The sequence below is a fragment of the Stappia sp. ICDLI1TA098 genome, assembly GCF_054880955.1.
This window is the reverse complement of record NZ_JBTZBT010000001.1, coordinates 532,731-546,405: the sequence shown is the minus strand read 5'-3', so window position 1 is coordinate 546,405 and position 13,675 is coordinate 532,731. Positions and strand designations below refer to the sequence as shown.

11 protein-coding genes are annotated in these 13,675 nt (G+C 67.1%); 4 read left to right on the top strand and 7 right to left on the bottom strand.

The window, feature by feature from the left end:
* Positions 1-8: 8 nt before the first annotated feature.
* The 5 genes from ACSLUQ_RS02385 to ACSLUQ_RS02365 form a co-directional block, all read right to left on the bottom strand.
* The gene (locus tag ACSLUQ_RS02385; RefSeq protein WP_461807598.1) at positions 9-1,007 is read right to left on the bottom strand and encodes an ABC transporter ATP-binding protein; all 999 of its coding nucleotides are present in this window, start codon (positions 1,005-1,007) and stop codon (positions 9-11) included.
* Positions 1,004-2,002: an ABC transporter ATP-binding protein gene (locus tag ACSLUQ_RS02380; RefSeq protein WP_417770931.1), complete on the bottom strand. Its 999-nt coding sequence runs from the start codon at positions 2,000-2,002 to the stop codon at positions 1,004-1,006. Before ACSLUQ_RS02380 ends, ACSLUQ_RS02385 begins: the two co-directional genes overlap by 4 nt.
* Before the next feature lie 5 nt (positions 2,003-2,007).
* Complete coding sequence (locus tag ACSLUQ_RS02375) at positions 2,008-2,940, bottom strand: ABC transporter permease (RefSeq protein ID WP_417770932.1); 933 nt, start codon at positions 2,938-2,940, stop codon at positions 2,008-2,010.
* 7 nt (positions 2,941-2,947) lie between these two features.
* Positions 2,948-3,925 carry an ABC transporter permease gene (locus ACSLUQ_RS02370; protein ID WP_417770933.1) on the bottom strand — a complete coding sequence of 326 codons (978 nt, stop codon included), beginning with the start codon at positions 3,923-3,925 and terminating at the stop codon, positions 2,948-2,950.
* Positions 3,926-4,031: 106 nt separating this feature from the next.
* Complete coding sequence (locus tag ACSLUQ_RS02365; protein ID WP_417770934.1) at positions 4,032-5,627, bottom strand: ABC transporter substrate-binding protein; 1,596 nt, start codon at positions 5,625-5,627, stop codon at positions 4,032-4,034.
* A gap of 179 nt (positions 5,628-5,806) precedes the next feature.
* On the opposite strand from ACSLUQ_RS02365, the gene ACSLUQ_RS02360 reads away from it, so the two are divergent.
* The 4 genes from ACSLUQ_RS02360 to ACSLUQ_RS02345 all read left to right on the top strand — a co-directional run bounded on the left by ACSLUQ_RS02360 (position 5,807) and on the right by ACSLUQ_RS02345 (position 11,408).
* On the top strand, positions 5,807-6,769 hold the full coding sequence (locus tag ACSLUQ_RS02360) for a LysR family transcriptional regulator (protein WP_417770935.1): 963 nt from the start codon (positions 5,807-5,809) through the stop codon (positions 6,767-6,769).
* Positions 6,770-6,834: 65 nt separating this feature from the next.
* Positions 6,835-8,001: an acetylornithine deacetylase gene (argE, locus tag ACSLUQ_RS02355; RefSeq protein WP_461807597.1), complete on the top strand. Its 1,167-nt coding sequence runs from the start codon at positions 6,835-6,837 to the stop codon at positions 7,999-8,001.
* Positions 7,998-8,963: a M14 family metallopeptidase gene (locus ACSLUQ_RS02350; protein WP_461807596.1), complete on the top strand. Its 966-nt coding sequence runs from the start codon at positions 7,998-8,000 to the stop codon at positions 8,961-8,963. Before argE ends, ACSLUQ_RS02350 begins: the two co-directional genes overlap by 4 nt.
* A 258-nt stretch (positions 8,964-9,221) precedes the next feature.
* On the top strand, positions 9,222-11,408 hold the full coding sequence (locus ACSLUQ_RS02345) for an anthranilate synthase (RefSeq protein WP_461807595.1): 2,187 nt from the start codon (positions 9,222-9,224) through the stop codon (positions 11,406-11,408).
* Positions 11,409-11,507: 99 nt separating this feature from the next.
* Here the strand turns inward: ACSLUQ_RS02345 and ACSLUQ_RS02340 are convergent, their stop codons facing one another.
* Both ACSLUQ_RS02340 and ACSLUQ_RS02335 read right to left on the bottom strand, forming a co-directional pair.
* Complete coding sequence (locus tag ACSLUQ_RS02340; RefSeq protein WP_417770939.1) at positions 11,508-11,951, bottom strand: RidA family protein; 444 nt, start codon at positions 11,949-11,951, stop codon at positions 11,508-11,510.
* 31 nt (positions 11,952-11,982) lie between these two features.
* Positions 11,983-13,635, bottom strand: coding sequence for a benzoate-CoA ligase family protein (locus ACSLUQ_RS02335; protein WP_461807594.1), 1,653 nt, complete (start codon positions 13,633-13,635; stop codon positions 11,983-11,985).
* Positions 13,636-13,675: the final 40 nt, after the last annotated feature.

The window sequence follows — 13,675 nt, the reverse complement described above, 5'->3', positions numbered from 1 at the left end:
CGCTGCCCTCACCTGTCGTTGAGATGGCAGGAGGAAAGCCGGCCCGGTGCGATCTCGCGCAACGCCGGCGCTTCCACCTTGCAGCGGGCGAAGGCGCGCGGGCAGCGCGGATGGAAATGGCACCCCGGCGGCGGTGACAGCGGCGAGGGAATTTCCCCCTTCACCGGCTGGAACACGCGCCGGCGCGCATCGATCCTCGGCACCTCGTCGAGCAGCGCGCGGGCATAAGGGTGGTTCGGCTGGGCGAACAGTTCCTCCGCCGGGGCGCTTTCCACCACCCGGCCGAGATACATGATCACCACCCGGTCGGCGAGATGCTCGACCACGCCGAGATCGTGACTGATGAAGAGATAGGTGAGGTTCAGCTCTTGCTTCAGATCCATGAAGAGATTGAGAACCTGCGCCTGGATCGACACGTCGAGCGCGGCGATGCTCTCGTCGCAGACGAGGAACTCCGGGCGGACCGCCAGCGCGCGGGCGATGCCGATGCGCTGGCGCTGACCGCCGGAGAACTGGTGCGGATAGCGGGTCTTGAAGTCAGGATCGAGACCGACGCGGATCAGCATCTGGTCCACATAGTCGGAGACCTCCGCCGTCCCGATCAGCCCATGCACGCGCGGCGCCTCGCCGATGATGTCGCGCACCCGCATGCGCGGATTGAGCGAGGACATCGGGTCCTGGAAGATCATCTGGATCTTCAGCGTCGCCTCGCGCCGGTCCGCGCCCGACAGCTTCGCCACGTCGCGGCCGCGCCAGAAGACCCGGCCTTCGCTTGGCCCGTGCACGCCGGCAACAACCCGCCCGAGCGTCGACTTTCCACAACCCGATTCCCCGACGAGGCCGACCACCTCTCCCTCGCCGATGGCCAGCGACACGTCATCGACCGCGTGCACCACTTCCTCGCGGCGGTTGCCGCCGAACAGATTGACGACGCGCTCGGCCGCGTCGAGCCGTCGCACGAAGCGCTTGGAAACGCCCTCCAGGCGCAGAAGCGGTTCGCCGCTCATGCGGAACCTCCGGAGCTGGCGACCTCGGCCGCGTGGGGGTAGTGACAGCGCACAAGGCGGGCGGGGCCGACGCCGACAAGCTCGGGCATCGTTCGGCAGGCCGCATCGACGCGCGGGCAACGGGCGGCAAAGCTGCACCCCTGCGGCAGCGCCAGCAGCGACGGCGCCATGCCCGGGATCTGGGTCAGCCGCTCGCCGCGCCGGTTCTGGCTTGGCACCGAGCCGACAAGACCATGGGTATAGGGATGGGCCGGGGCGTCGAGCACCGGATCGACCGGCCCTTCCTCGACGATGCGGCCGGCGTACATCACCGCCACCCGGTCGGCGAGGCCGCCGACGACGGCAAGGTCATGGGTGATCCAGATCATCGCCAGCCCGCTTTCGGCACACAGTTTCTGCACCTCGTAGAGGATCTGCGCCTGGATGGTGACATCGAGCGCGGTGGTCGGCTCGTCCGCGACGATCACCTCCGGCTCGTTGAGCAGCGCGATGGCGATGGCCACGCGCTGGCGCATACCCCCGGAGAACTGGTGCGGATAGGCGGCAAGCCGCTCGTCGGGGGCGGGAATGCCGACGCGCACCAGCGCCGCGCGCGCCCGCTCGCGCGCCGCCTCCTTCGAGATAGACTCATGCGCCCGGATCGCCTCGATCATCTGCGTATCTACCCGCAGCACCGGATTGAGCGTCATCATGGGATCCTGGAAGATCATGGCGATGCGCTTGCCGCGCAGGCTCCGCCATTCCTCTTCCCGCCGGCCGACGAGTTCCTGGCCGGCAAGGCGGATCGAGCCGCCGACGATCCGCCCCGGCGCGTCGACGAGCCCCATCAGCGAGAAGCCGGTGACGGTCTTGCCCGAGCCGCTTTCGCCGACCAGGCCCAGCACCTCGCCCCGCTTCAGTTTGAAGGACACTCCGTCGACAGCGCGCGCGACGCCGGCCTTTGTGAAGAAATGGGTCTTGAGGTTTTCGACCTCGAGCACGGTTTCGCCGGTCATCGGCCTCACCTCCTCAGGCGCGGGTTGAGCACGTCGCGCAACTGGTCGCCGACCATGTTGATCGAGACGATGGTGATGAGCAGCGCCAGTCCGGGAAAGACCGCGATCCAGTATCTGCCGGAGAGCATGTATTCGAACCCGTTGGAGATCAGCAGCCCGAGCGAGGGCTCCGTCTGTGGCAGGCCGACGCCGAGGAACGACAGCGTCGCCTCCAGCGCGATGGCGTGGGCGGTCTGCACCGTAGCGACGACGATCAGCGGCGCGACGCAGTTCGGCAGGATGTGGCGGAAGACGATGCGCGCATGCGACAGGCCGAGGCAGGCGGCTGCCTCCACATATTCGCGTCGCCGCTCGCTCAGCGCCGAGGCGCGCACCGTGCGGGCGTAATAGGCCCATTGGGCGATCACCAGCGCGATGATGATCTTGTCGACGCCCTTGCCCAGGATCGCGAGCAGCATCAGCGCGATGAGCACGGCCGGCAGCGACAGCTGGATGTCGACGACGCGCATGATCAGCGTCTCGGTGCGCCCGCCCGCATAGGCGGCGATGAGCCCGACCGTCATGCCGACGACAACGGCAATCACCGCCGAGGCAACGCCGACCGACAGCGAGATCCGCAAGCCGTAGATGATCGCCGAAAGCAGGTCGCGCCCCGCTCCGTCGGTGCCGAGCCAGAAGGTGTAGCCGTCCATGCTCTGCGCGCCCGGCGGCTGGCGCGCGTCGAAGATCGAGACGGTGGCGAGGTCATAGGGATCCTGCGGCGCGATCCAGGGCGCGGCCAGGGCGACGACCACGATCGCCAGCAGCACCAGGAAGGCGAGCACCGCGATCCGGCTCTCGCAATAGTCCGACAGAAGGCGGCGAAACGCGTTCTCCGGCGGCGTCACGGCCGGCGCGGCAAGGGAGGCGCCGTCGCCTGCGGGGTCGGTCACGGTCATCGCGCCCTCACTGTCCGCGCTCGCCGAGCCGCACGCGCGGATCGAGGAGCGAATAGAGAATGTCGACCACCAGGTTGATGACCACGAAGAGGAACACGATCATCATCAGGTAGGCGACGATCACCGGCCGGTCGAGCTGCTGGATCGAGGAGATCAGCAGCTTGCCCATGCCGGGCCATGCGAAGATCGTTTCGGTCACCACCGAGAAGGCGATGAGCGAGCCGAACTCGAGGCCGAGCACGGTGACCACCGGGATCAGGATGTTCTTCAGCAGATGCACCCCGACGATGCGTGAGCGCGACAGCCCCTTGGCGCGGGCGAACTTGATGTAGTCCTGCAGCATCGCCTCGCGCGTGCCGGCGCGGGTCAGCCGGATCACCAGCGAGATCTTCAGCAGCGCCAGGTTGAGCGCCGGCAGCGCCAGATGCCGCAAGCCGTCGAGCGTCAGGAAGGACAGCGGCACGCCGAGCACGTCCACCGTCTCGCCTCGCCCGGTCGAGGGCAGCCAGCCGAGCATCACGGCGAAGACCAGCATCATCATGATGCCGACCCAGAAGGTGGGCAGCGAGAAGCCGAGGATCGAGCCGGCCATGATCGTCTTCGCCGCGACGCCATCGGGATAGAGGCCGGCGTAGAGGCCGAGCGGGATGCCGATGACAATCGCCATCAGCAGCGCCGTGAAGGCAAGCTCCAGCGTCGCCGGCATGCGTTCGATGATGAGGCCCAGCGCCGGCTCGCCGAAGACGAAGGACTGCCCCAGATGGCCGGTGACCGCATTGACCATGAAGTACCAGAACTGTTCCCAGATCGGTCGGTCGAGGCCAAGCGCCCGGGTTACCTGTTCGATGTCGGCCTGGTCCATGTCCGGGGTGATGAACATGTAGACCGGGTCGCCGACGAAGTGGACGCCGAAGAACACCAGAACCGCCATCGCCGCCATGACGAGGATGCTCTGGAAAAGGCGTCGGAGGATAAAGACGCTCATGTGCGGATTCCGGACCGGGGGAGGAGGCCCCGTTGACGGGTGCCCGGCCCGCGGGCAAAGCCTGCGGGCCGGGTCGGTCGCTTTGGCGCGCGCGGCGCCGGCAGGACTATTCCTTCACCACGCCGTAGCCGACGGTGTATTCGTCGGTGCGCGGGATGTGGCGCAGGCCCTTGCGGCTCGCCCAGGTGTTGACCTGATAGTGGATCGGGATGATCGCCTGATCCTCGCCGATGGAAAGCTCCGTCGCCTTGGCGAGCAGCTCGGCGCGCTTGGGGTCGTCGACTTCGGCGAGGGCTTCCTCGATCAGCTTGTCGACCTCCGCGTTGGCGTAGCGGCCACGGTTGGCGGTGCCCATGCCCTTTTCCTTGTCGAAGGACGCGATGAGCGCGCGCAGCGGCGAGGAGGCCTCACCCGAGCCGGCGCCCCAGCCGACCAGGATCAGCGAGAACTCCGGCAGCCCCTCCGCGCCCGTCGATGCCCGGCTGAAGTAGACCGAGCGCGGCATCGTCTCGACCTGGGTCTTGATGCCCGCCCGCGTCAGCATCTGGGCGATGGCTTCGGCGATCTTGGCGTCGTTCAGATAGCGGTCGTTCGGCCCGTGGATGGTCAGTTCGAAGCCGTCCGGCAGGCCCGCCTCCTTGAGCAGCTCCTTGGCGCCGGCGACATCGTAGTCGTCCGGCTTCAGGTTCTCCGACACGCCGAAGAAACCTTCGGGAAGGAGCTGGCCGGCGGGGATGGAAAGCCCTTCCATCACCCGGTCGCGGATGAGATCGCGCGAGATCGCCTTGGAGATCGCCTTGCGCACCCGCACGTCGAGCAGCGGGTTCTTGATGTCGCCGCCGCCATTGGCCTTGACGAAGGGCGAGGCCTCGCGGAACTGGTCGACATGCAGGTAGATGACGCGGTTGGAAACGCCCTGAGACAGGGTCACGTCGTCCCGCCCCTTCAGCATGCCGATGTCGGTGGTCGGCACGCCGTTGATCACGTCGACGTCGCCGGCGAGCAGCGCCGCGACCCGCGAGGGACCCGACTTGATCGGCTTCAGCGTCACCTTGTCCCAGATCGGCTTGTCACCCCAGTAATCCGGATTGGCCTCGAGCACGATCCGGTCGCCCGGCACGTATTCGGAAAACTTGAACGGCCCCGTTCCCGCCGCCGCCTTGCCGGAGTTGAAGTCCTCCGTCGAACCGTCGCAGCCGCCCTCGCTGGAGACGATGGCGACATTGCCGAGGTCGTTGACCATCACCGGATAGGGCGCGTCGGTCTTCACGTGGATCGTGTAGTCATCGACCTTGATGAAGGTCTTGCCCTTCACGTAGGTGCCGAAGCCGGCGGGCGAGTTCGGCACGTTCGGCGCGCGCTCGAAAGTGCAGATCACGTCGTCGGCGTTGAAGTCCGACCCGTCGTGGAACTTCACGCCCTTTCGCAGCTTGAATTCCCAGGTGGTGTTGTCGATGGGCTTCCAGCTTTCGGCCAGCCCCGGCTTGAAGTTCTGCCGCTCGTCCGGATTTGCCAGCCGGTCGAAGATCATGAAGCCGAGCTGGTTGTTCGGGCCGAGATTGTGGAAATGCGGATCGATGGAGGTTGCCTCGGAATCGAGGCCGATCACCAGGTCGTCGGCAAGCGCCGGACCGGCGAAGGCAAGCGTCGAGCACGCGGCAGCAAGCAGCGCGCGCCGAAGCGGCGTTTTCACGGAATGCATCAACTGTCTCCCCTCCGGACCCCTGGAAGGATTTTTTCGGTCGGGGCGAGATCCGGGAGGTCCCGACCGGTGCCGTTTGCGGATTGGCCTGCGCCATCCACGGCTTGTCGGAAAGGCTATTATGCGATTTAATGATCGACAAATGAAAAACGATACCTTCCACGCATAGACCTATTCTCGTGACAAATACCGAGTATCTTGAGCAGCCCGCGCCGCGTCGCGTGGGCGAGAACTTCCAGCGCGGCGGACTGACCCTCCGGGAGCTTGAGGTGCTGCGCGCGGTGATCAGCGAAGGCAAGACGACCGCCGCCGCCCACCGGCTCGGCATCTCCCAGCCCGCTGTCAGCCGCGCCGTCGCCCAGCTCGAGGCCCGCCTTGGGCGCAAGCTGTTCCTGCGCCATGGCAACCGCATCGAGCCAACGGCCGACGGCCTTGCCCTCAACGAGCAGATCGAGCCGATCTTCGCCACCCTGGCGAGCCTTACGGCGAACGAGACCGACCGGCCCAATCCGCGCCGTCTGCGCATCTGCGCGCCGCCGACCCTGGCCCACCGGCTGGTGACGCGGCTGATCGCCGGCTTCCTGCGCGAGAACCCGGACGCCTCGGTCCATCTGGAGATCGGCATGTCGGCCAATGTCACGGCCGCCGTCGCCGACGAAAACGCGGACCTGGGCATCGGCGACGGGCGTATCCGCCACGACGGGCTGCGCATGTACCCCTTCCGTCAGGCCGTCGCCCATGCCGCCATTCCACACCATCACCGGCTCGCCGGGCGCACCGAGATCGTGCCGGAGGACCTGGCCGGGGAGCCTTTCATCACGCTCACCCGGCGCTTCCATCAGCGCAATCTCTACGACCGGATCTTCTCCGAACGGGGTGTTGAGCGGAACATTCGCGCCGAAACGGCAACCAGCATCGCCGTGTGCGAGCTGGTGCGAGAGGGGGTCGGCATCGGCCTGGTCAACCCGTTCCCGGTCAACCTGCGCCCGGTCGAAGGCGTCGTCTTTCGCCCCTTCACCCCCCGCATCGACTATCTGACGCAGTTTTTCACACCTGCCGGCCCGGTGACGCCGATCGCGCAGAGTTTCATCGAGTACGCGCGCCGGACGGTCCCCGCCGACGCCTATTCGCAGCCCGCCTGATGTTGACCTGACAGAGACGAACCCGCCTTGAAACCACCCGCCCGCAAGGGGCAAGAGGACACTCCATGTTGCAGAACGCCGCGCCGAAATCAGCCCAGATCCTGAAAGAGCTGGTTGCCTTCGACACCACCAGCCGGGGATCGAACCTCGCGCTCATCGCCCATGTGGAGGCCTTTCTCCATGCCCGTGGCGTGAAGACCGCCCGCGTTCTGGACGAGACCGGCGAAAAGGCCAACCTCCTGGCGACCGTCGGTCCCGCCGATGTGCCGGGCTATGTTCTCTCGGGCCACACCGACGTGGTTCCCGTCGACGGGCAGGAGTGGACCAGCCCGCCCTTCGAGCTGACGCTGCGCGACGACAAGCTCTACGGGCGCGGCTCCTGCGACATGAAAGGCTTCCTCGCCTGCTGCCTCGCCCGTGTGGACGACATGCTGGCCGCCCCGCTCAAGGCTCCCATCCACCTCGCCTTCTCCTATGACGAGGAGGTAGGCTGCAAGGGCGTTCCGAGCCTGATCGAGAAGATGATCGAAACGCTGCCGCGCCCGCGCGCCTGTTTCGTCGGCGAGCCGACCGAGATGCAGGTGGTGCTTGGCCACAAGTCGAAGCGCTCCTACCGGGCCATCGTCACCGGCCTGACCTGCCATTCCTCGCTTGCCCCGCACGGCGTCAATGCGGTCGACTATGCCGCGGAGCTGATCCTGAAGATCCGCGACATGGGCCGCGTGCTCGCCGAAGGGGCCTCCGATCCGCTTTACGACGTCGCCGTCAGCACCGCCCACACCGGCATGTGCCATGGCGGCACGGCGCTCAACATCGTGCCGGACCGCTGCGAGATCGCCTTCGAGTTCCGCGTCCTGCCCTCGCAGGATGCCGACGCGCTGGTTGACGAGATCATGCGCTACGCCCGCGAGGAGATCGAGCCGGCGATGCAGGAGCGCTCCCCCGGGACCGGCATTGCCTTCGAACAGATTTCCAGCTTCCCCGGCCTCGACACGGCGCCGGACGCGGAGGTCACGGTGCTGGCCAAGCGCCTTGCCGGGCGCAACGATCACGCCAAGGTCGCCTTTGGCACCGAGGGCGGCCTCTTCCAGGAGATCGGCGCGATTCCGACCGTGGTCATCGGCCCGGGCAACATCGAGCAGGCGCACAAGGCCGACGAGTTCATCAAGGTCAGCGAGCTGGAGAAATGCGAGGCCTTCATCGGCAAGCTGATCGAGGAGGCCTGCGCATGACCGGCCTTCCGACCGCAGGCAGCATCCCGCTCGAACTCGAGAAGACGGACATTTCCGCCTATCTCACCGGCAACACCGGTATTCGTGGCGTCACCACCTTCGACAGCGGCAAGCCCGGCCCCCATGTGGCGATCACGGCGGTCGTCCATGGCAACGAGCTGTGCGGCCCTATCGCGCTCGACTGGCTGTTCCGCCAGCAGGTGCGCCCGCTCGCCGGCCGGCTCTCCCTCGCCTTCGTCAATCTCGACGCCTACGAGCTCTACGATCCGGCCGATCCCTTCGCCTCGCGCTGGGCGGATGAGGACATGAACCGCCTTTGGCAGGCCGAGACGCTGGACGACGACAGCACCCGCGAGCGCCGCCGCGCCCGCGAGCTGCGGCCCTTCGTGGACACGGTCGATTTGCTGCTCGACCTTCACTCGATGCAGAACGCGACCGACCCGCTGACCCTCTCCGGTCCCCTGGAAAAGGGCCGAGAGCTTGCCCGCGCCGTCGGCTATCCCGCTCTCGTGGTCACCGACAAGGGCCACGCCGCCGGCAAGCGCATGCGCGACTACGCCGGCTTCTCCGATCCGCAAAGCCCGAAGAACGCGCTGCTGGTGGAATGCGGCCAGCACTGGGAGAAGTCGAGCGCGGATGTCGCCCTCGCGACCTCGATCCGCTTTCTCCGTGCGACCGGCGTCGTGGATGCCGCCTTCGGAGCGGCGGAGCTTGCACGCATCGGCGCGCCCGCGCCGCAGAGTTTCATCGAGATTGTCGAGCCTGTCACGATCATGACCGACGACTTCCGCTTCGAGGGCGATTTCCTCGGCCAGGAGGTGATCGAGAAGGCCGGCACCGTAATCGCCCGCGACGGCGACAAGCCGATTGTCGCGCCGCACGACCGCACCGTCCTGATCATGCCGAGCAAGCGGCTTACGAAGGGCATGACCGCGGTGCGTCTCGGGCGTTTCGTCGAATGAGCCGCCGGGCGGCGCGCGGCTGACGCGGATTCCGCGTTGCGCGCGCCGCCCGCTTGCGCTAGTGAAAATGCCATGAGCACGATGATTGTCACGAACAGCGGTTGGTGGTGGCGCCTTTCATAAAGGGCGGCAACCGACAACGCGTGACCAGTCGTCACTCGAAAGATGAGGAAAGCCGCCGCGGGGTCCCGCCGGCGGCTTTGTCATTTCTGACCGCTGCAACAGCGGGTCCGGCGGCCGGATGAAGGAAGGCGGACAATGCAGCTGGGACGTGAAGAAACCTTCGTGACGAAGGGCGGTATCGGGGTGACGGTGACGGCGCGCGCCGCCGACTATTCCAAGGGCACGTCCCCCTGGATCGACCGGCTCGACGCCGAACGTGGCGCCGTCTTTTCCTCCTCCTACGAATATCCCGGGCGGTACACCCGCTGGGACATGGCGTTGGTCAATCCGCCGCTGGTGATCGAATCCCGCGCCCGCGACGTCAGCGTCACCGCGCTCAACGACCGCGGCCGGCTGCTGCTTCCCGCGATCCGCAAGACGCTCGACGCCCTGCCCGAGCTGGAGCGGCTCTCCGGCGACGACACCCGCCTGGAGATGCGGATCGCACCGGCCACCCGCGCCTTCTCGGAGGAGGAGCGCTCGCGTCAGCCCTCCGTCTTTTCGGTGATCCGCGCCGTCAATGCGCTGTTTTCCTGCGACGACGCGCACCTCGGCCTCTATGGCGCCTTCGGCTACGATCTCGCCTTTCAGTTCGAGCCCATCGAGCTTGCGATGGAACGGCCCGACGACCAGCGCGACGTCGTCCTCTACCTTCCCGACGAGATCCTTCTGGTCGATCACTACGGCCGCAAGGCCCATGTGCTTGCCTATGAATTCTCCGTCGAGGGTAAGAGCACCGATGGCCTGCCGCGCGACGGCGCCAGCAACGTCTATCGCCCGGCCAACGAGGACCCCGGCCGGGGCGACCACCAGCCCGGCGAATACGCCCGGCTGGTCGACGAGGCGAAGGCCTATTTCCGCCGCGGCGATCTGTTCGAGACCGTGCCCGGGCAGGTCTTTTACGAGGCCTGCCCGGCGGCGCCCTCGGCCGTCTCCCGCCGCCTGCAGGACATCAACCCCTCCCCTTACGGCTTCTTCATCAACCTCGGCAACGCGGAGTATCTCGTCGGCGCCAGCCCGGAAATGTATGTTCGCGTCTCCGGCGGTCGCCGGGTCGAGACCTGCCCGATCTCGGGCACAATCCGGCGCGGGCGCAACGCCATCGAGGACGAGGCGCAGATCCGCAAGCTCCTCAATTCCGCCAAGGACGAGGCGGAGCTCACCATGTGCTCCGACGTCGACCGCAACGACAAGAGCCGCATCTGCGTGCCCGGCTCGGTGCGCGTCATCGGCCGGCGGCAGATCGAGCTCTACTCGCGCCTGATCCACACCGTCGACCACATCGAGGGCACGCTACGGGAAGACCTCGACGCGCTCGACGCCTTCCTGTCGCACACCTGGGCGGTGACGGTGACCGGCGCTCCCAAACGCTGGGCGATGGACTTCATCGAACGCCACGAGAAGAGCCCCCGCGCCTGGTATGGCGGCGCGATCGGCGCCATCCTCTTCAATGGCGACATGAACACCGGCCTGACGCTGCGCACCGTGCGCATCAAGGATGGCGTCGCCCAGATCCGGGCCGGCGCGACGCTGCTCTTCGACAGCGTGCCGGAAGACGAGGAGGCGGAGACCGAACTCAAGGCCGAGGCCATGCGCGCCGCCGTGCGCGAGGCCGGTCAGGGACGCGCCGCCGAAGCACTCGCGCGCGCCGAGGAGCCCGGCAAGGGACTGAAGATCCTGCTTGTCGATCACGAGGACAGCTTCGTCCACACGCTTGCCAACTACTTCCGCCAGACCGGCGCGGACGTTGTCACCTACCGCTCGCCGGTGGCCGACAGCGTCTTCCACGATGTCGCGCCCGACCTCGTCGTGCTCTCGCCCGGCCCCGGCAACCCGAAGGATTTCGACTGCGCCGCCACCATCGGCCGGGCCCGCGCCCGCGGCCTGCCGATCTTCGGCGTCTGCCTCGGCCTCCAGGCGCTCGCCGAGGGTCTCGGCGGCCGGCTCGCCCAGCTCGATATCCCGATGCACGGCAAACCCTCGCCGGTGCGCTTCACGCCCGACAGCCTGCTCTTCGCCGGCCTTTCCTCGCCGGTGACCGTCGGGCGCTATCATTCGCTGCACGCGGTCCGCGACGCCCTGCCAGCGGGCTTCCGCGTCACGGCGGAGACGGAAGACGGCATCGTCATGGCCATCGAGCATGAGGCGGAGCCCATCGCAGCCGTGCAGTTCCACCCGGAATCGATCATGTCCCTCGACCAGGAGGCAGGTCACCGCATCATCGTCAACGTGATCGAGCGCCTTCTCGACCGCCAGCAAGCACCACGCGCGGCCAACGGCTGAAGACACCGCGAATCGTTCATCGACGATGAGCGCAATGACACGAAAAAAGGCCCGGCAGAGCCACTGCCGGGCCTTTTTGCATGGATGGCGGCTGCCCTGTCAGACCGGCACGATGGCCGTGCCCTCGATCTCGACCATGGCCTCGCGCTCGACCAGCGCCAGCACCTGCACGACAGCCATGGCCGGATAGTTCCGCCCCATGACGGCGCGATAGGCAGGGCCCAGTTCCTTCAGGCAGTTGCGATAGGCCTCGATGTCGGTGACATACCAGGTCAGCCGGGCGATGTGCTCCGGCCCGCCTCCGGCCGCACGCACCACGGCGACGACGTTTTCCAGCGTCTGGTGGATCTGGCCGACGAAATCCGTCGGAAAGGTCCCGTCGGGACGCCAGCCGATCTGGCCGCCTGTCAGCACATAGCGCCCCTCGCCCGCCATGCCGTTGGCATAGCCTCTCGGGATAGGCCAGCCCTCGGGCTGGAGCGGCGTCAGCGGCGAGGACGCAGGCTCGGCCACGGCGGCGGCGGTTTCGGCGGTCTTGGTCATTCGTTCATCCAGATCGTTGGCCCGGCCGATATCACGATGCGGCCTTGGCGTGAAGGGCGTCCTCGCCGTCCCGGGCGGCGATGTCGCGAAGGGCAAAGCGCTGCAGCTTGCCGGTTTCGGTGCGCGGCAGGCTGTCGACGAACTCGACAGCGCGCGGGTACTTGTAGGGAGCAAGCTCGGCCTTGATGTAATCCTGCAGCGCCTTCGCCAGCGCCGCATCCCCCTGGACGCCGGGCTTGAGCACCACATAGGCCTTGACGATGCGCCCGCGATCGGGATCCGGCGCGCCGACGACGCCGCATTCGGCGACCGCCGGATGGGCCAGCAGCGTGCCCTCGACCTCGGGTCCGGCGATGTTGTAGCCAGCCGACACGATCATGTCGTCGGAGCGCGCCTGATACCAGAAATAGCCATCGGCATCGCGGATATAGGTGTCGCCGGTGACGTTCCAGCCGTTGACGGCATAGACGGCCTGGCGGTCGTCGGCGAGATAGCGGCAGCCCGTCGGCCCGCGCACGGCAAGCTTCCCCGGCGTGCCGTCGGGCACCTCCTCGCCATCGGGTCCGATCACCTTGGCCTCATAGCCCGGCACCGGCTTGCCGGTCGCCCCGGGGCGCACCTCGTCCTCGCGCGCGGCGATGAAGATATGCAGCATCTCCGTCGCGCCGATGCCGTCAAGGATCTTGATCCCGGTCGCCGCCAGCCAGTCGTCCCAGGTCGCCTTGGGCAGCGCTTCGCCAGCCGACACGCATTTGCGCAGCGACGAGAGATCCGCATCCCCCTTCTTGGCCAGGATCGCGCGATAGGCCGTCGGCGCGGTGAAGACGACGGTCGGCCGGAGTTCGGGTATCGCCTTCAGCAGTTCGTCCGGCCCGGCACGCTCCAGCAGGATCGCGCTTGCCCCGACGCGGAAGGGAAACAGAACCAGCCCGCCGAGGCCGAAGGTGAAGGCCAGCGGTGGCGAGCCGATGAAGACGTCGCTCTCCTGCGGCCTCAGCACTTCGCGCGCGTAGCAGTCGCAGATCGTCAGCATGTCGCGGTGAAAGTGCATGGTCGCCTTCGGCACGCCCGTCGTGCCGGAGGTGAAACCAAGCAGGCAGACATCGTCGGCCGCCGTGTCGCAGGCGCTGAACTCGGGCGAGGCATCGGCCATCAGCGCCTCGAGGCTGTCGGCGCTTCCCGACCCCGAATAGACAATGGTCTCAAGCCTTTCGGTGCGCGCCCGCGTCATCTCCATCTCGTCGGCAAGACGGTGGTCGCAGACGGCCAGCGAAAGCTCGGACTTGTCGACGATGACCGACAGCTCCTTGGCCCGCAGCAGCGGCATGGTGGCGACAACGATGCCGCCGGCCTTCAGGACGGCGAAATAGACAGCCACCATGGTCGGCGTGTTGGGAAAGCGCAGGAGCACGCGGTTGCCCGGCGCGAGAGCGAATTTCTCGACAAGCACATTGGCCATCCGGTTCACCTTCTCGGCGAGCTCGGCATAGGTCCAGCGTTCGTTGGGGCCGATCAGGGCGAGCTTGTCGCCGCGCCCCTCCTCGACATTGCGGTCGATCAGTTCGACCGCGCAGTTCATCCGCTCCGGATAGCCGAGGCGGTCGAGATTGATGAGGTCGGGCCACTGGTCGCGGGGCGGGAGGTTGTCCGCCGCGAAGGTATCGACATGAGCTGAGCGGGCCATCAGGCACTCCTTCTGGAAGGATCCGTCGGCCGGTTCTGCG

What these genes read in the sequence shown, in the direction of transcription:
- ACSLUQ_RS02385 (WP_461807598.1), bottom strand. Translation starts at nt 1,007, where the DNA reads ATGAGCGGCGAACCGCTTCTGCGCCTGGAGGGCGTTTCCAAGCGCTTC.
- ACSLUQ_RS02380 (WP_417770931.1), bottom strand. Translation starts at nt 2,002, where the DNA reads ATGACCGGCGAAACCGTGCTCGAGGTCGAAAACCTCAAGACCCATTTC.
- ACSLUQ_RS02375 (WP_417770932.1), bottom strand. Translation starts at nt 2,940, where the DNA reads ATGACCGTGACCGACCCCGCAGGCGACGGCGCCTCCCTTGCCGCGCCG.
- ACSLUQ_RS02370 (WP_417770933.1), bottom strand. Translation starts at nt 3,925, where the DNA reads ATGAGCGTCTTTATCCTCCGACGCCTTTTCCAGAGCATCCTCGTCATG.
- ACSLUQ_RS02365 (WP_417770934.1), bottom strand. Translation starts at nt 5,627, where the DNA reads ATGCATTCCGTGAAAACGCCGCTTCGGCGCGCGCTGCTTGCTGCCGCG.
- argE (WP_461807597.1), top strand. Translation starts at nt 6,835, where the DNA reads ATGTTGCAGAACGCCGCGCCGAAATCAGCCCAGATCCTGAAAGAGCTG.
- ACSLUQ_RS02350 (WP_461807596.1), top strand. Translation starts at nt 7,998, where the DNA reads ATGACCGGCCTTCCGACCGCAGGCAGCATCCCGCTCGAACTCGAGAAG.
- ACSLUQ_RS02345 (WP_461807595.1), top strand. Translation starts at nt 9,222, where the DNA reads ATGCAGCTGGGACGTGAAGAAACCTTCGTGACGAAGGGCGGTATCGGG.
- ACSLUQ_RS02340 (WP_417770939.1), bottom strand. Translation starts at nt 11,951, where the DNA reads ATGACCAAGACCGCCGAAACCGCCGCCGCCGTGGCCGAGCCTGCGTCC.
- ACSLUQ_RS02335 (WP_461807594.1), bottom strand. Translation starts at nt 13,635, where the DNA reads ATGGCCCGCTCAGCTCATGTCGATACCTTCGCGGCGGACAACCTCCCG.